Origin of the sequence: Streptomyces sp. NRRL F-2664, from assembly GCF_000719345.1 — a bacterium.
Lineage (GTDB): Bacteria > Actinomycetota > Actinomycetes > Streptomycetales > Streptomycetaceae > Streptomyces.
On the sequence record NZ_JOFX01000017.1, the window covers coordinates 1 to 16,702 of the forward strand.

Genomic DNA, 16,702 nt, shown 5'->3' on the forward strand with positions numbered 1-16,702 from the left:
CGCAACAACATCGACCTCCCCGGCGTCTTCCTCGCCATCATCCTGATCCTCGTCGTCGGCATCGCCATCGACCTGCTGATCTTCAGCCCCGTCGAACGCTATGTGCTGCGCAGCCGCGGCCTGCTGGTGAAGAGCTGACCGGCATGGCGCCCGCACTGCTGGTCATCGCCCACGGCAGCCGCGATCCGCGGCACGCCGCGACCGTGCACGCCCTCACCCGGCGGGTGCGGGCGCTGCGGCCCGGTCTGCGGGTGGAGACGGCCTTCCTGGACTTCAACGCCCCGCGGGTCGAGCAGGTGCTGTCGGCGCTGTACGCCGATGGTGTCCGCGACGTGGTGGCCCTGCCGCTGCTGCTGACGCGGGCCTTCCACGCGAAGGCCGACGTCCCGGCGGCACTGTCGGAGGCGCTCACCCGGCTGCCGGGCCTCTCCGTCTCGGTGGCGGACGTCCTGGGCCCGTCCCCGCTGCTCGTCGACGCGCTGGAACGCCGGCTGTCCGAAGCCGGCCTGACCCCGGCGGACCGCACCACCACCGCGGTGGTGCTCGCGTCCGCCGGCTCCACGGACCCGGAGGCGATCGCAGTGATCGCTGACATCGCGCGGGAGTGGCGGCGCACCGGTTGGTGCGCCGTGCGGCCTGCGTTCGCCTCCGCCGCGCTCCCCCGTACGGAGGACGCCGTACGGGCCCTGCGGGCCGAGGGCTTCGCCCGGGTGGCGGTGGCGCCGTACGTCATCGCCCCCGGCCGGCTCCCGGACCGCATCGCGGCCGGCGCGGAGGCCGCGGGCGCCGATGTGCTGGCCGAAGTCCTGGGCGCCGCTCCGGAGCTGGGCCTCCTGCTGCTGCGCCGCTACGACGCGGCGGCCGCGGCGCCCACCCGGCTCCCGGCACTGACGGCCTGAGCGTCCGGGGAGCCGACGGCGGTGCCGGCGCCGGTCAGGCGCGGGCCGCTGCTTCGTCGGCGAGGGCCGTCAGGTCCGCGACCGACATCGCTCCGGGCGGCAGGCCCTCCCGGGCGAAGATGTTCGCGGCGTGCCGCAGGACGTCGTTGACCGGGGTGGGAACGCCGTGCAGGCGGCCCAGCAGTGAGATCTCGCCGTTGAGGTAGTCCGCTTCCACCGAGCCGGTGCCGCGCGCCAGGCTCTGCCAGGAGGACCCGCCCCGCACGCCCGGCGGCTGGTCGACCTTCCCGTCGCGGGCCTGCGTCTGCTCGGCGTCCGAGGCATGGGCGATGCCGGCCGCCGCGAAGGCGGCCTTGGCCTCGCGTGCGGCGCGGGCCAGCAGCGCCGCCTTCGCGGGATCCGGTTCGGGGCCGGTCGTCGCCTGGATCGCGTTGCCGAGGTTCCCCAGGAGCTTGGCGTACTTCCACCGCATGACGTCGTCGACCACGGGCGCCTCGAAGCCGGCCCGGGCGAGGTCGCCCGAGACGGTCCGGCTGAAGGCGTCGGCGCCGCCCGCGGCCCGGCCCAGGTGCAGGATGCCGGTCAGCGGGGCGCACAGCGCGGTGACGACGCCGGGCTCCAGGAAGGTGGCGGGCAGCCAGACGCACACGCCGTACACGCGCGCGAAGCGCCGCAGCGCGAGCCGCTCGCTCTCCACGCCGTTCTGCGCGCAGAGCACCGGCAGGCGCTGCGCGGCCGTGCCGCCGCCTGCGACCTCCGCGTCGCCCCACGCGTCGAGCGCCGCGATGGCGTCCTGGGTCTTCACGGTCAGCAACAGCACGTCGTCCGGGCGCAGTTCGCCCATCTCGGCCGGTCCGGTGACCACCGGCAGCCGGTGCACGCGGGGGCCGTCCGCCGTGGTGAGCCGCAGCCCGTCGGCCCGCAGGGCCTCCGCGTGTGCGCCGCGTGCGACGAGGACGACCTCGCCGCCGGCCTGCGCGAGGCGTCCGCCGATGGTGGCGCCCACGGCGCCCGCGCCGATGATGATGTACCGCATGCCGACGAGCCTGGCACACCCCGCCGACTCCGTCTCCCCCGGGGCCGGTCGCAGGTCCCCGCCCGCGCCGGGGCAGGACGGGTTCGCGGCGGCGGCCCGGTCGGTCGGGACCGGTCGGTTCGGGTCGGTCGGTCGGTTCGGGTCGGTCAGGTCGGGTCGGTCAGGTCGGGTCGGGTCGGGTCGGTCAGCTCCACCAGTTTGGTGACGGTGTTCCAGTTGCGGGTGGTGGCGTCGATGCCCTTGACGACGGCGGGCCGGGTCAGGGCCTCGGCCAGTTTGGAGCGGCCGAGGCCGTCGGGGACGTGGAGGTAGAGGACGCGGTCGCCGAGCCGGTACTCCTCGGGGAGGAACGCGGCCGCGTCGAGCGCGGCGAACCGCTCGGGACCGGGCTGCTCGGAGAAGAAGGTGGCGTGGAGCTGCTTGCCCTCCAGCTCGGCCGCCGGGAACGGGCAGGCGTCGACGACGGCGCGCAGGTAGGCCCCGTCCATCACCAGGCAGGCGACCCGGAAGCCGAAGTGGGCTTCGATGGCGCCCTCCAGCTCCCGGGCGAGCGCCACCGGGTCGGTGTTCGCGCTGCTGAAGACGGCGTTGCCGCTCTGCAGGTAGGTCTGGACGCTGCCGTGGCCGAGGCCTTCCAGCAGGGAGCGCAGCTCCGCCATCGGGACCTTCTTGCTCCCGCCGACATTGATCCCGCGCAGCAGCGCCGCGTACGTCTTGGTCATGGGGGCACCTTAGGGCGCGGCTGCGACAGTCAGGCGGGTTCGGGCAGTTCGGCCTCGATGAGGTCGGCGGCCTGGCGGGTGCCGCCCTCGGTCGCCATCGCGGCCCGGATCTCCTCGGCGCGGGCGGCGACGGCGGGGTCGGTGACGAGGGAGAGGACCGCCTCGCGGAGGGTTGCCGCGTCGGCGTCGGCCATCGGAACGTGCCGGGCCACGCCCAGGGCGGCCAGCATGTCGGCGTTGCCGAACTGGTCGACGGCCTGGGGGACGGCGACCATCGGGGTGGCGGTGGCGAGTCCTTCCTGGCTGCCGCCCGCACCGGCGTGGGTGATGAAGGCGTCGGCCTGGCGCAGGATGTCCAGCTGGGGCACCCAGCGGTGGACCTCGACGCCGGGGGGCACCTCGCCGAGGTCGGCCTCGTCGGTGAACCTGCCGATCTGGAGGACGACGTACCAGTCGGGCAGGTCCGCGAAGGCTTCGATGCAGGCGCGGTAGAAGACGGGCTGCTTGGTGAAGGTCGAGCCGAGCGAGACCAGGACGATCTTCTTGCCGTAGGCGGCCGCGGGCCGGGTCCAGGTGCCTTGGCCGGCGCTGTGGTCGCCCCGGCAGGCTCCCACGAAGGTGTGCACGCTCTCGTCGACACGGTCGGCGTGGGGCTGGAGGGCCCGGGGGATCAGGACGAGGCTGCGGCGGGGGCGGCCCTGGAAGCGGTCGACCTGGTCGCCGAGGCCGTTCTCGGTGAGCCACGCGGCGAACCTCGCGTAGTAGGCCTGCCCGCGCTCGGAGGCCTTCAGCTCGGCGAGCATCGGCTCGGCCACCTCCTGTTCGTACCCCTCCCAGGCGACGAGGTTCGGGGAGAGGGAGACGGCGGGGACGCCCCAGCGGTGGGCGAGGACGGGGGCCGGGTAGGAGGTGATGTCGTGGATGACGAGGTCCGGTTCGTCCCCGTCGAAGGCGGCGGCGAGCTGCGGGAGGACCTGGACCGCGTCGTCGAGGAACGGCTCCAGATTGTCGATGAGTTCGGTGCCCCACGCCTCGGGATCGTCGTCGGTGGGGAGGGTGGAGGTGTAGACGACGGGCGTGGCGCCGGTCTCGGCGACCTTGTCGGCGAACGAGGCGGGGATGGCGTAGCTGACGCGGTGGCCGCGGGCCACGAGCTCGCGGATCACCTCGATGCTGGGGTTCACGTGGCCGTGGGCGGCGATGGAGAACATGGCGATGTGGGCGGGCTTGGCTGAGGTCATGCCCCGACCATAACGAGACGAGACGTCTCGTGCAACTATTTCCGCGGTGGGGCCGCCCCTGCACGGCACGGTGCCAGCACGCGATCGACGTCGACGGTGAGCGACTCCAGCCACGCAAGGGCCCCGAAGTACCGCGAAGGCGCCACGCTCTCGGGCGTATCGGGATACCCCTGACCGTCGGCCGGCGCCTCCGGGTCGGCCGCTTCCGGATCGGCCGCCTCCGGGTCGGCACCTGCCGTCGGCGCCGGTCCGCCGCCCGCTCCGCCGGAGGCTGCGGCGGCACCCGGCCCGGCGGCCGTGCCGGGCGGGGAACCCCCGGCCCGGGCCGGTTCGGCGGCCGCCGAGGCGGTGTCCGGCTCGGGCGGGGCGCCGGCGCCGGAGGCCGGCGCCGCCGACAGGGACGGCGCCGGGACGGGCGCCGCCGGGGTGGCGGCCCGGGCTCGCTGCGCGGCGGCATAGATCTGCGCGACCAGGGCGGCGGTACGGCCGCCGAGACGGTCTCGGTGGACCAGGTCGAGGACGGGCCCGGAGCGGGCGAGCAGCCGGCGTGAGCCCCACAGCACGTGGTGGCCCGTCATCATCGCCGCCTGCCAGTCCGGAGCCCCCGGCGCCGGCGCCCTCGGCTCGCCCTGGCGTTGCGCGTACGCGCTCTCCGCCAGGGCCAGCGCACGCCGGAGCGCCCGGTCGTCCGGCACCGCCCCCGGCATCCCCGCCACCACCGCGGCCGTGGTGCGCTCGACCGCCTCGGCCTCCCGCTCCAGGAGTTCGGCGACCGCCCGGTGCAGCTCGGCCTGGGCTCCGCGCGGCCATGCCAGCAGTCCGAAGACGACACCGATCATGCTGCCGATGAGCACGTCCATCAGCCGGACCTCGGCGAGCCGCCAGGTCACCGGTGCGAGCTGCGCGAAGACGAAGGACACGACGAGGGTGAACATCCCCTGGGCCCACCCCACGCCGCGGACCGGTCCGACCCGGAACGCGACGACCATGATCACCGGCAGGACGACGGCGTAGACGGTGGTCCGCCCGCCGACCAGGGCCAGTACGCCGGCGGCCGACAGCGCACCGAGCAGCGTCCCGGCCAGTGCCTGGCGCACCGTGGCCCTGGTCTGGGCGGCGGTGGTCCGGGTCAGGCTGAGGACGGCCAGCATCGCCCAGAAGCCGTGCGGCAGGGACTCCACGCCGGCGACGGTCCGTGCGGCGCCGAGCGCGAGGGCGATCCGGACGGCGTTCTGGAAGTACACGGACCGGGGCCCGGCGTGGGCCAGCAGACGGTGCCCCCACAGCTGCGGCGCACTGCGGCCCGCGTACCAGAAGCGGATGGCGTCGACCCCGCCGGGGATGCGTGCGCGTCGGCCGCGTACCGCGATTTCCGAAGCCGTGTCGAAGGCCGCGGCGGCGTCCGCGACCTCCAGCAGCGCGGCCCGGCGCCGGCCGCGGGCGGCCGTCAGGCCGTGCTCCTCGTGCTCGGCGCGGTCGCCGGCCTCCTCGCGCAGCCGCCGCAGCCTCATGGCCTCGCCGTGCGCGCCGCCACCGTGCGCACCGTCACCGGCTCCGCCGCCGACATGACGGCCGTCGCGACCGCCGCCGGTGCCGGTGCCGGCCAGGAGGTCGGCCGTTGCGGCCGCGGCCCGGCCCACCGCATCCAGCAGGTCCGCCCCCGGCTTCAGCGGTGCCTTGCCCGGCGGCGGCGCCGGCAGGTGCTGCATGCGCCCGAGGAGCGTGCGGGCGGCCAGGCCCGCATGGGCCAGGGCCCGGTCGCGCAGGCCCGGCCCCGCCGGACGGTCGGCCTCGTCGACCCGCAGGGGGCGCAGCGCCTCGCCGGCGGCATGCAGGTCCGCCACGGTCGCCGCGGACAGGGTGTACGGCGCGCGGCCCAGCTCGTCCGCGCAGCGCGCGGCCACCCGGCCGGCCTCGGCGGCCCGTTGCCGGTAGGTGGGGCCGCGGGGTTCGGGCAGGACGAAGAGTTCGGCGAGGACCAGCAGGACGAGCCCGAAGGTGACGCCGAGGAGCCGCGCGCCGAGGGTGTCCGGGGCGTAGGGCGGGAAGCTCGGCATGATGTACAGCAGTTGCAGCCCCGGATTCGCGCCCGCCGCGCGGGGGCCGGCCGCCGCCACGAAGGCCAGGGCGAAACCGATCACCAGCATGCCGGCCACGGCGCTCCAGGTCCGTACCGCGAGGAAGGTGCCTGCGGCCACCAGCAGCCACACCGCGGGCATGGTCCGGGCCATGACGGCCGCTCGCTGTCGGCCGGTGCCGGGGATGTGGGAGAGCGCCGCCATCGACACGACGCCGAAGAGGGCGTACGTGGCCGCCACGGGCTGGTCCAGCCCGTAGAGGAACAGGTAGAAGCTGCCGCATGCGGCGAGGGTGGTGCGGATCGCGCGCCGCGCCACCGTCCCCGGGCCACGGCCCGCGCGTCCGTCGCGTTCGGCGCCCACCACTCCAGCATCGGGCCGTCGGCAGGATGCCACCACCCGCCGGGCGGCCGGCGCCCGGACATGCCCCGGGGAGGGGTCGGAGCCGGTTTCCCGGGTGCGGCGGCGCGGGTGCCCGGTCCCCCCGCCTCCTGGGCCGGGCGGTCGCGGCGACGCCCGCCGATCCGCCGTGGATCACGCGCAGTCCGGCCGGACACCGGACCGGGCGCCGCCGGCGCCGGTGCCGGTGCGGCCGCGAAGAAGCCGCAGGCGCGGTACGGCCCGCTCGGCGCCCCCTCCGGCCGGAGTGGTAGAACGGCCCGCATGGACGAAGGGCGGGCGAGGGACGTACTGGCGGCGGCGGGCCTCACCGGGGGCGCGGCCCCGGAACCGGCGCTGCTCGCGCTCGGCGAGAACGCCGTGTTCGCCGTCGGCGACCTGGTCGTCAAGGTGGGCCGGGAGGCCGCGCTGCTGGAACGCGCCGCGCGGGAACTCGCGGTGGCCGACTGGTTCGCCGCGTCGGGTGTCCCCGCGGTCCGGGCGGCCGAACCGGAGCCGCGGCTGGTGGACGGGCATCCGCTGACCCTGTGGCACCGGCTGCCCGACGCGGTGCGGCCGGCGGGTCCCGAGGACCTGGCGGTGCTGCTGCGGGCCGTCCACGCGCTGCCCGCACCGCCGTTCACCCTGCCGGGCCGGGACCTCCTCGGCGGGGTGGAGCGCTGGCTGCGCCTGGCCGGGGACGCCGTCGACCCGGCCGACGCCGCGTACCTGCGCTCCCGCCGGGACGCCTACGCCGACGAGGTGGCGGCCCTGACCCCGCACCTGCCGCCGGGCCCGATCCACGGCGACGCCCTGCCCCGCAACGTCCACGTGGGCCCCGACGGCCCGGCGCTGGTCGACCTGGAGACCGTGTCGGCCGACCTGCGCGAGCACGACCTGGTGGTGATGGCCCTCTCCCACGACCGGTACGGCACTCCCCCGGCCGAGTACGGGGCGTTCGCCGCGGCGTACGGGTGGGACGTCCGCGACTGGGAGGGCTGTGCGGTCCTGCGCGGTGCCCGCGAAACGGCCTCCTGCGCCTGGGTGGCCCAGCGCGCACCCGTCGACGCGGCCGCCCGCACCGAGTTCCGCCGCCGCGTGGCCTCCCTGCGCAGCGGCGACGCACGAGCGCGTTGGCACGCCTTCTGAAGGCTGGTGGGCAGCCCGCCGACCTGCGAACATCTACGGATGATCACACTCTCCGACGACCTCGGGCACCTCTCTTACGTCGTCACCGGCGACGGCCCGCCGGTCGTCCTCGTGCACGCCGGCATCGCAGACCACCACATGTGGGACGCGGTCGTGCCCGCCCTGGCGGAACGGCACACCGTCATCCGCTACGACCTGCGCGGGTTCGGGCAGTCCGCGCCGCCGAGCGGTCCGTTCACCGAGACCGACGACCTGCGCCGGCTCCTGGACCACTTGGGCCACGAGCGCGTCCGGCTCGTCGGCGCGTCCTGGGGCGGGCGCGTGGCCCTGGACTTCGCCCTCACCCACCCGGAGCGCGTCCACTCCCTCGCGGTGCTGGCCGCGCCGTGGCGGGGCTACGACTGGGGCGCGGAGATGATCGCGTACGACGCGGCAGAGACGCAGGCCCTGGCCGCGGGCGACCTGGACGCGGCGGTCGCCGTCAACCTGGACATGTGGGTGCGCGGTCCGGCCCGTTCGTGGGACGACGTCGCCCCCGGACTGGCCGACCGGCTCCGCGGACCGGTCCGCACCTCGCTCGTGAACCAGGACGTCGTCGGGGAGCACTCCCAGGGCGGCGCCCGGGCCGACGTCTCGACGCTCTCCGTCCCGACGCTGGTCGGGATCGGGAAGCTCGACGTCGCCGACTTCCAGGACATCGGCCGGCGCTACGCCGCCGAGATCCCCGGCGCCGTTCTCGTCGAGTTCCCGACGGCCGCCCACCTCATCGCGCTGGACGCCCCCGACGCCCTCACGGCGGCACTGATCCCGTTCCTCGCCCGCTGACAGCCTGCGCCCCGTCAGGGCGGGCCCGTCAGGCCGGGCCCGTCAGGCCGGGAGCAGGGCGCGCAGGGGCCAGGCCGTGTCGATCACCGCGTCCGGGGTGCCCTGGCGGCGCAGGTAGGACTGGAAGTCCCGGGCCCACCGGGCGTGCCAGGTGCTCTGACGGGCGTGCAGGTCGGCCGGGGTCAACCCGGCCACCTGCGGGTGCCGTTGGGCTATGGCGCGGGCCACGTGGACCGCGGCCAGCGCGTCGGCGCCTGCGTCGTGGGCCTCCTCCAGGGTGACCCCGTACACCCCGCAGACCGCCTCCAGGGTCCGCTTGCCGCGCCGGAAGCGGTCCACGGCGCGGTCGATGGTCAGCGGGTCCACCACCGGTCCGGTCTCCTCGCCACCCAGCCGGTCGGCCAGCGACGGCAGCCCGTGCCGGGCCAGTTCGGCACTGAGCAGGGTCAGGTCGAAGGCCGCGTTGTACGCCACGACCACCGCGCCCGTGCGCCAGTGGGCGACCAGCGTCTCCGCGACCTCGTCGGCCACCTCGCGCACCGGACGGCCCTCGGCGACGGCCCGCTCCGTGCTGATCCCGTGGATGGCGGAGGCCCCCTCCGGGATCGGTATCCCGGGATCCGCGAGCCAGCCCCGCCGCTCGTGCACCGTGCCGCCGCGCACCTCGACGACGGCCGCCGTCACGATCCTCGACTCGCCCGGCTCCGTGCCGGTCGTCTCCAGGTCGAACCCGATCAGCACCCGGCCGTGCCATCCCCCCGTACCGCGCTGGTCCTCCACCCCGTGTCCCTCCCCCGTACACCTTCGGTCAACGGGTTTCAGCCTGCCACGGGCCACTGACAAGCCCGCCGACGGGCCCCTCGGCGACGGGCGCGGGGGTCACGACACCGGGCGGGAGTCCTCCCACATCGACTCGAACTCCTCCCGGTAGGTGGTGAACAGGCCGTGGTCGGCGTCCTTGGGCACCCCCCGGCCGCCTCCGCGCAGCACCATCACCGGCGATTCCATGCCCCGTGCCCGCCGCAGGTACGACTGGACCACCGCGATGCCCGAGGACTTCCCCTCCACCAGATAGGCGGTGAAACGCGGCGTCTCGTCGAAGACGTGGATCTCGAACCGCGAGGGGTCCCGCAGCCCTGCCCGGACGCGGCGCACGTGCAGGATGTTCATCTCCACCGAGCGGCTCAGCTCGCCCTTGCGCAGCCCCAGCTCCCGCTCGCGCCGTTTGACCGCGCTGCTCGCCGGGTTCAGGAACAGCAGTCGGACCCGGCAGCCCGCCTCCGTGAGCCGGACGAGTCTTCGCCCCGAGAAGTTCTGCACGAGCAGGTTGAGGCCTATCCCGATGGCGTCGAGCCGCCGCGCGCCCCCGAAGAGGTCCTCCGCGGGGAGGTTGCGCTGGAGCCGCACCCGGTCGGGGTGGACCGAGACGACGTCCGCGTACCGGTCGCCCACCAGGTCCTCGACGGCGTCGATCGGCAGCCGGTCCGCGGCGGGGCTGCCGGAACCCCCGCCCAGTACCTCCAGCAGCCGTGCCGAGGCCCGTTCCGCCTGCTCCAGCACCGGACGCGACAGCGCCCGGTTGCGGGAGACGACGTTGCGGGTGACCTCCAGTTCGTCCAGGGCCAGCTCGATCTCGCGCCGGTCGTCGAAGTACGGCTCGAAGCAGGGCCAGTGCTGGGCCATCAGCTCGCGCAGCTGCGGCAGGGTCAGGAAGCTCAGCACGTTGTCGTCGGCGGAGTCGAGGAGGTAGCCCTTGCGGCGGCTGACCTCGCGTACGGCGACCGCCCGCTGCACCCACTCCTGCCCGGCGGGCCCGGCGGCCGCGACGACCCAGTCGTCCCCGCCGTGCACCGGTTCGTAGATCGGCCGCAGCACCGCCCCGACCACCGACCGCAGCCGCTGCTCGATCAGGTTGAGCCAGATGTACGCCCGGCCGGCCCGCTGCGCCCGCGTACGGACCTCGCTCCAGGCCTCCGCGCCCCAGTCCAGTTCGGCGCCGGCCCGCTCGCTGCCTGCCTCCGCCGCCCCGCCCGCCAGGGAGACCGCCCCCGCCGGGATCCCCGCCGGCGCCCCGCCGGGGACACCCCCAGAGGAGTCCGCCGGGCCACCCTCGTGACTGCTGTCACCAGGGGGCAGCTCCAGACCTCCCGAGCTCACCCGTGCACCGCCTTCTGCGTCTGGACGCCCGTCTCCAGTGATCACGGAAGGGTATCCCGCGCGCGCCGCCCGGTGCAGCCCGATGGCCGGCACACGGACCGTCCATTGACGCATTGTCCGATGCACCGACAGTCCGCTGACCCTACTGTCCGCTCTGCGGGTCACCCGGTAGGACCACTCCCAAGTCCGCGCTTGCGGCCCCTCTTTCGGGGAAGATCTGGCAGTGACGCGGTCCACGCCGGATCATCCGGGAACGTCTTCGACACCGAGGGAAGAGTCGTTGTCTATGCAGGTCTGGCCAGGACAGGCGTATCCCCTCGGGGCCACCTACGACGGCGCCGGCACCAACTTCGCCGTCTACTCGGAGGCAGCCCGGCGCATCGAGCTGTGCCTCCTCCACGACGACGGTTCGGAGACCGCCGTCGAGCTGCGGGAGACGGACGCCTTCGTCCGCCACGCGTACCTGCCCGGCATCATGCCGGGGCAGCGCTACGGCTTCCGCGTGCACGGCCCCTACGAGCCGGAGCGCGGCCGGCGCTGCAACGCGGCCAAGCTGCTGCTGGACCCGTACGCGCGGGCGATCAGCGGCAGCGTGAACTGGAACGAGGCGGTGTACGGGTACCACTTCGGGCGCCCGGACTCCCGAAACGACCTGGACTCCGCCCCGCACACCATGAGCTCGGTGGTGGTGAACCCGTACTTCGACTGGGCCAACGACCGGCCGCCGCGCCACGAGTACCACCACACCGTGCTGTACGAGGCCCACGTCAAGGGACTGACCATGCGTCATCCCGAGCTGCCCGAGGAGCTGCGCGGAACATACGGGGCGCTCGCGCACCCGGCGGTGATCGGCCACCTGACCAAGCTCGGGGTCACGGCGCTGGAGCTGATGCCGGTGCACCAGTTCGTCAACGACCACCGGCTGGTCAACGACGGGCTGAGCAACTACTGGGGCTACAACACCATCGGTTTCTTCGCCCCGCACAACGGCTACGCGTCGGGTGACCGCGGCCAGCAGGTGCTGGAGTTCAAGTCGGCCGTGCGGGCCCTGCACGAGGCGGGCATCGAGGTGATCCTCGACGTCGTCTACAACCACACCGCCGAGGGCAACCACCTGGGTCCGACGCTGTCCTTCCGCGGGCTGGACAACGCCTCCTACTACCGGCTGTCGGACGATCCGCGGCACTACATGGACACCACGGGCACCGGGAACTCGCTGCTGATGCGCTCCCCGCACGTCCTCCAGCTGATCATGGACTCGCTGCGCTACTGGGTCACCGAGATGCACGTGGACGGCTTCCGCTTCGACCTCGCGGCGACGCTGGCCCGGCAGTTCCACGAGGTGGACCGGCTGTCGTCGTTCTTCGACCTGGTCCAGCAGGACCCGGTGGTCAGCCAGGTGAAGCTGATCGCGGAGCCGTGGGACCTGGGCGAGGGCGGCTACCAGGTGGGGAACTTCCCGCCGCTGTGGACGGAGTGGAACGGCAAGTACCGGGACACGGTGCGGGACTTGTGGCGCGGACAGCCGCGTACGCTCGCGGAGTTCGCGGGACGGCTGACGGGATCGTCGGACCTCTACCAGGACGACGGGCGGCGCCCGCTGGCGTCCATCAACTTCACCACCTGCCACGACGGGTTCACCCTGAACGACCTGGTCTCGTACAACGAGAAGCACAACGAGGCCAACCGCGAGGGCAACCGGGACGGCGAGAGCCACAACCGGTCGTGGAACTGCGGGGTGGAGGGCCCGACCGAGGACCCGGAGATCCTGGCGCTGCGCGAGCGGCAGATGCGCAACTTCACGGCGACCCTGCTGCTGTCGCAGGGAGTGCCGATGCTCAGTCACGGCGACGAGTTCGCCCGCACGCAGGACGGCAACAACAACGCCTACTGCCAGGACAACGAACTGTCGTGGGTGAGCTGGCCGGAGCCCGGCAAGCCGGTCCCGCCGCTGCTGGAGTTCACCCGGCGGATGGTGTGGCTGCGGCGCGACCACCCGGTGTTCCGGCGGCGCCGGTTCTTCCACGGGCGGCCGGTGGAGGGCACCCACGACGAGCTGTCCGACATCGCCTGGTTCACACCGCACGGCGAGGAGATGCGGGCCCGCGACTGGCAGGCGCAGCACGCGCGGGCGCTGACGGTGTTCCTCAACGGGGAGGCGATCTCCGAGCCGGGCAGTCGCGGGGAGCGGATCACGGACGACTCGTTTCTGCTGATGTTCAACGCGGACCCGGATCCGCAGGAGTTCACCGTGCCGCCGGGGCACGGGGCGCAGTGGAGGCTGGTGGTGGACACCTCCCGGGCGGAGGTGCTGCCACCCGGTACCGGGCCGCAGTACGCGGCCGGCGACCGGGTGGCGCTGACGGGGCGGTGCCTGGTGGTGCTTCAGCGGCCGGCGTAGGCGGGGCCGGGCTCCTGGCCCGGGACGGCGAGCGGGCCCGCCGCGGCGGGCTCGCGGGCCGTCGGCACGCGGGTGGCGAGTGCGAGGCCCAGGCTCAGTGCGGCCGCCCCCACAGCCACGGCGAAGGCCCCGCCCGGGCCGTACCGCTCCGCGAGGCGCCCGGCGACGACGAGTGCGGCGGCCTGCCCGGCCACCAGGCTGCTCGCCGCGAAGGCCATGGCGGTGCCGAGCCGGGACGGCTCCACGGCCCGCTCGGTCAGGGCGAAGGCGGTGATCAGATGCGGGGCGTAGGCGGCCCCGAGCACGGTGACGACCGCGTACAGCGGCCACAGGCCGTCGGTGACCAGCAGCGGCGCCGAGAACACGAGGGCGGCGCCGGTCGCCACCCGCCAGCGCAGCCGCAGGCCGAAGCGTGCGGGCAGCGCGCCGAGTGCGAGGCCGACGGCGGCGCTGACGACGCCCATCGCGGAGTACACGACGGCGGCCTGGTCCGGGACGCCGAGGCGGATGGTGAGCGCGGTGATGCCGGCCTGGCAGGCGCCGAACATCACGCCCTGCAGTGCGAGGGAGCCGCGTACGGCGTGCACCACGGCGGGCGTCCGCGCCCGGCCGGCCGGCCGCCGCTGGGGTGCCGGGGAGCCGGGGGTGGCGGAGGCGGTGGGGTGCAGGGCGAAGACGCTGCCGAAGACGGCCACGAGTCCGGCGGCGCCGGCCAGCGCGAAGGCGGGGTGTGCGAGCAGCGCGGCGAGCCCGACCAGGGCGGGCCCGAAGACGAAGGAGACCTCGTCCAGGGTGCCTTCGAGCGCGTGGACGGCGCCCACCACGTCCTCGTCGGCGCCGGCACGGTGGGCCAGGGCGACGGAGCGGGTCCGCGCGAGCGGCCCGATCAGCGGTACGGAGGCGCCGGTGAGGGCGCCGACCGCGGCGAGCGGAAGCGTCGCCAGGTGGGTGAGGGCACCGGCGACCAGGGCGGCCGTGGCGACGGCGTTCACCGCGGCCGCGGCCAGCACGACGGGCCGCTGGCCGTGCCGGTCGGCGAGCCGGCCGAGGACGGGTCCGAACAGGACCTGGCCGACGGAGAGAGCCCCTCCGACGATGCCGGCGGTCGCCAGGGAGCCGCTGGTCTGCGCGACCAGCAGGAAGCTCCCGAACTGGGACATCGCGACGGGCAGCCGGGCGAGGAAGGAGACGAGCGGGAGTAGGGGCCCGGTCAGGGCGATGACTCTTCGATAGGTGTCGACGGTTCCAAGCACTTGATCGACACTAACGCGGTGCAGTCACTCGGATGCATTGGGTCATGGCACGGAATCCGGCAGGTTGGGTACGTACGTTCTCATGAGCCAGCCGCATCCGACCCCCGCACCGGCATCCGATGGTCCGACCCCTGTCGCCCCGGCGTCGACCTACCGTCTCCAACTGCGCCCGGACTTCCCCTTCGCGGCGGCCGAGGCGGCCGTGCCGCACCTCGCCTCGCTCGGCGTGTCGCATCTGCACCTGTCCCCCGTCCTGGAGGCGGCGCCCGGGTCGACCCACGGGTACGACGTCACCGACCACTCGCGCGTACGGGCCGAACTCGGCGGAGAGGCCGGCCTGCGGTCGCTGGCCGGGGCCGCCCGCGCGCACGGGCTGGGCCTGGTCCTCGACATCGTGCCCAACCACATGGCGGTGCCGACGCCGCTGCGGCTGAACCGGGCCCTGTGGGAGGTGCTGCGGGACGGGCCCGCCTCGCCGTACGCCCGCTGGTTCGACATCGACTGGGAGGCGGGCGGCGGGCAGGTGGTGCTCCCCCTGCTGCCCGGCCCGCCCGACACCTGCGAGCTGCGGGTCGACGGCGGGGTGCTGCGCCACGGGGAGCAGGAGTTCCCGCTGCGGGAGGGGACCGAGGGGCTGGCGCTGCCGGAACTGCTGTCGGCGCAGTGGTACCGGCCCGTCTGGTGGAGGGAGACCGCTGCCACGCTCAACTACCGGCGCTTCTTCACCATTTCCGAGCTCATCGGGGTGCGGGTTGAGGACCCGGAGGTCTTCACGGCCACCCACGCGAAGGTACTGGAGCTGGTCCGCGACGGGGTCGCGGAGGGGCTGCGGATCGACCACGTGGACGGACTGGCCGATCCGGAGGAGTACCTGCACCGGCTGCGGGCCGCGGCGGGCGACGGCTGCTGGGTGGTGGTGGAGAAGATCCTGGCCCGGCACGAGCGGCTGCCGGCCGGGTGGCCGGTGGCGGGCACCACCGGCTACGACGCGCTGCACCGGGTCGACGGGGTGTTCACCGATCCCGGCGGCGCGGCCGAACTGGCGCGGCAATACGTGGAGTTCACCGGGCTGCCGTCGTGGCGGGAGACCGCCCGGGACTGCGCGCGGGAGGTGCTCACCGGCGACCTGGCCGCCGAGCTGCGGGCGCTGGAGCGCCGTGCCGGGGCGGAGCTGGCCGTGGCCGTGAGGGAGTTGCTGATCGCCTTCCCCGTCTACCGTCCCTACCCGGGCGAACCGGAGCTGCCGCCGCAGGCCCTGGAGCGGGCGGCGCAGGCGGCCGGCCCGGCCGCGGTTGCCGGGGTACGGGAGCTGATGCTGCGCGACCCGGCCTTCGCCGCCCGCTTCGCGCAGACCTCCGCGGCCCTGCGCGCCAAGTCGTTGGAGGACCGCGCGTTCTACCGGTACGCGCCGCTGCTGTCGGCGACGGAGGTGGGCGGGGAGCCGGGGTGTCCGGCGGTGTCGCCGGAGGAGTTCCACGCGTACTGCGCCGCCCTGGAGCGTGACTGGCCCTCGACGGGCACGGTGCTGTCCACGCACGACACCAAGCGCAGCGCGGACGTCAGGGCCCGGATCTCCGTGCTGTCCCAGGCTCCGGAGGCGATGGCCGGGCCGGACGGCCCGGCCGGCGGGGAGGCTGCCCGCGACCCCCACCTGGCCTGGGTGGCCCGGCAGACCGCGCTGGGGCTCGGCCGGGTCCCGGAGGCGGTGCCGCGGATGGCCGACGCCCTGCTGAAGGGGGCCCGGGAGGCGGCCCTGCACACCAGTTGGACCGACCGGAACGAGAAGTACGAGGAGGGCGTCCCGGCCTGTGCGCCGGCCCCGCTCGACCTCCCCGCGGACCTCGCGGAGGCCGCCCGCGCGAACCTGCTGGGCATGGCGCTGCTGCACCTCGCCATGCCCGGCGTCCCGGAGGTCTACCAGGGCGCGGAGACCGAGTACCGGGCCCTGGTCGACCCGGACAACCGGCGCCCGGCACACTTCCCCCGGGAGGCGCTGGCACGGCTGGACGCGGGGGCCGAGCCGGTCGGCCCGGCCGAGGAGAAGCTGGCCCTCACGGCGGCGCTGCTGCGGCTGCGCCGCGACCGCCCGGAACTGTTCCGCGGCTACGCCCCCGTCGCGGCCCGGGGCCCGGCGGCCGGTCACCTGCTGGCCTTCACCCGCGCCCCCGGCCTGCTGGTGGCGGCCACGCGGCTGTCCCACCGGCTGGCGGCGTCGGGCGGCTGGCGCGATACCCGGCTGGACCTGCCGCCCGGCACGTGGACCCCCGTCCTGCCCGCCCGTACCGATGGGGGCACCGGCGCGGCGTACAGCGGTTCGGCCGAGGTGGCGTCCCTGCTGGCCGGCCACCCGGTGGGCCTCTGGCTCCGCCGCTGACGGCCCGCCCGCGGCCGGCCCCGGAACGGCGGGGGCGGCCGGGTCGGCACCAGGGGTGGCGGCGGCGGCCGGAACCCCCGGTGCAGCCTTGGCCAGGGATTTTCCTGGAAATCGGGGGAAATGCGGGGGCCTCACAGCAGTAGGCGGCGGGCCCGGCGGGCATGGCATCCCATGTGAATCTCCTCCGTG

11 protein-coding genes and 2 pseudogenes are annotated in these 16,702 nt (G+C 74.8%); 6 read left to right on the forward strand and 7 right to left on the reverse strand.

What is annotated here, in order from left to right:
* A pseudogene (locus IF89_RS44635) lies at positions 1-138 on the forward strand (ABC transporter permease); the annotation flags it as partial.
* A 5-nt stretch (positions 139-143) separates the two neighbouring features.
* Positions 144-899 carry a sirohydrochlorin chelatase gene (locus tag IF89_RS0116650; protein ID WP_030767825.1) on the forward strand — a complete coding sequence of 252 codons (756 nt, stop codon included), beginning with the start codon at positions 144-146 and terminating at the stop codon, positions 897-899.
* Positions 900-933: 34 nt separating this feature from the next.
* Here the strand turns inward: IF89_RS0116650 and IF89_RS0116655 are convergent, their stop codons facing one another.
* From IF89_RS0116655 to IF89_RS0116670, 4 genes and pseudogenes are all read right to left on the reverse strand, one after another.
* Positions 934-1,935 (reverse strand): ketopantoate reductase family protein, encoded by a 1,002-nt coding sequence (locus IF89_RS0116655; protein WP_030767828.1) that lies wholly within the window; start codon positions 1,933-1,935, stop codon positions 934-936.
* A 146-nt stretch (positions 1,936-2,081) separates the two neighbouring features.
* Positions 2,082-2,657 (reverse strand): DUF1697 domain-containing protein, encoded by a 576-nt coding sequence (locus IF89_RS0116660; RefSeq protein ID WP_030767831.1) that lies wholly within the window; start codon positions 2,655-2,657, stop codon positions 2,082-2,084.
* 29 nt (positions 2,658-2,686) lie between these two features.
* Positions 2,687-3,933, reverse strand: a pseudogene (gene mgt, locus IF89_RS0116665) (macrolide-inactivating glycosyltransferase).
* The gene (locus IF89_RS0116670; RefSeq protein ID WP_063831307.1) at positions 3,934-6,339 is read right to left on the reverse strand and encodes an FUSC family protein; all 2,406 of its coding nucleotides are present in this window, start codon (positions 6,337-6,339) and stop codon (positions 3,934-3,936) included.
* Positions 6,340-6,639: 300 nt separating this feature from the next.
* Here IF89_RS0116670 and IF89_RS0116675 point away from each other — a divergent pair, with 300 nt between their 5' ends.
* The gene (locus IF89_RS0116675) at positions 6,640-7,503 is read left to right on the forward strand and encodes an aminoglycoside phosphotransferase family protein (RefSeq protein WP_030767838.1); all 864 of its coding nucleotides are present in this window, start codon (positions 6,640-6,642) and stop codon (positions 7,501-7,503) included.
* 39 nt (positions 7,504-7,542) lie between these two features.
* Positions 7,543-8,328 carry an alpha/beta fold hydrolase gene (locus IF89_RS0116680; RefSeq protein ID WP_030767841.1) on the forward strand — a complete coding sequence of 262 codons (786 nt, stop codon included), beginning with the start codon at positions 7,543-7,545 and terminating at the stop codon, positions 8,326-8,328.
* 42 nt (positions 8,329-8,370) lie between these two features.
* Here IF89_RS0116680 and IF89_RS0116685 read toward each other — a convergent pair whose 3' ends face one another.
* The gene (locus IF89_RS0116685) at positions 8,371-9,108 is read right to left on the reverse strand and encodes a 3'-5' exonuclease (protein WP_030767844.1); all 738 of its coding nucleotides are present in this window, start codon (positions 9,106-9,108) and stop codon (positions 8,371-8,373) included.
* Positions 9,109-9,207: 99 nt separating this feature from the next.
* Positions 9,208-10,485 (reverse strand): SAV2148 family HEPN domain-containing protein, encoded by a 1,278-nt coding sequence (locus IF89_RS0116690; RefSeq protein ID WP_030767847.1) that lies wholly within the window; start codon positions 10,483-10,485, stop codon positions 9,208-9,210.
* Positions 10,486-10,771: 286 nt separating this feature from the next.
* On the opposite strand from IF89_RS0116690, the gene glgX reads away from it, so the two are divergent.
* A complete protein-coding gene (gene glgX, locus IF89_RS0116695; RefSeq protein WP_030767849.1) occupies positions 10,772-12,886 on the forward strand; it encodes a glycogen debranching protein GlgX in 2,115 nt (704 codons plus the stop codon).
* On the opposite strand, the gene IF89_RS0116700 is transcribed toward glgX, so the two are convergent.
* On the reverse strand, positions 12,871-14,139 hold the full coding sequence (locus IF89_RS0116700) for an MFS transporter (RefSeq protein ID WP_030767851.1): 1,269 nt from the start codon (positions 14,137-14,139) through the stop codon (positions 12,871-12,873). The two genes, glgX and IF89_RS0116700, sit on opposite strands and share 16 nt — an antisense overlap.
* Before the next feature lie 82 nt (positions 14,140-14,221).
* On the opposite strand from IF89_RS0116700, the gene treY reads away from it, so the two are divergent.
* Positions 14,222-16,513, forward strand: a complete 2,292-nt coding sequence (gene treY / locus IF89_RS0116705; protein ID WP_051807127.1) for a malto-oligosyltrehalose synthase — start codon at positions 14,222-14,224, stop codon at positions 16,511-16,513.
* Positions 16,514-16,702: the final 189 nt, after the last annotated feature.

Bases quoted from the DNA above. Each gene is read 5' to 3' on its own strand.
- IF89_RS0116650 (WP_030767825.1), top strand. From the start codon at position 144: ATGGCGCCCGCACTGCTGGTCATCGCCCACGGCAGCCGCGATCCGCGG.
- IF89_RS0116655 (WP_030767828.1), bottom strand. From the start codon at position 1,935: ATGCGGTACATCATCATCGGCGCGGGCGCCGTGGGCGCCACCATCGGC.
- IF89_RS0116680 (WP_030767841.1), top strand. From the start codon at position 7,543: ATGATCACACTCTCCGACGACCTCGGGCACCTCTCTTACGTCGTCACC.
- treY (WP_051807127.1), top strand. From the start codon at position 14,222: ATGAGCCAGCCGCATCCGACCCCCGCACCGGCATCCGATGGTCCGACC.
- IF89_RS0116675 (WP_030767838.1), top strand. From the start codon at position 6,640: ATGGACGAAGGGCGGGCGAGGGACGTACTGGCGGCGGCGGGCCTCACC.
- IF89_RS0116660 (WP_030767831.1), bottom strand. From the start codon at position 2,657: ATGACCAAGACGTACGCGGCGCTGCTGCGCGGGATCAATGTCGGCGGG.
- glgX (WP_030767849.1), top strand. From the start codon at position 10,772: ATGCAGGTCTGGCCAGGACAGGCGTATCCCCTCGGGGCCACCTACGAC.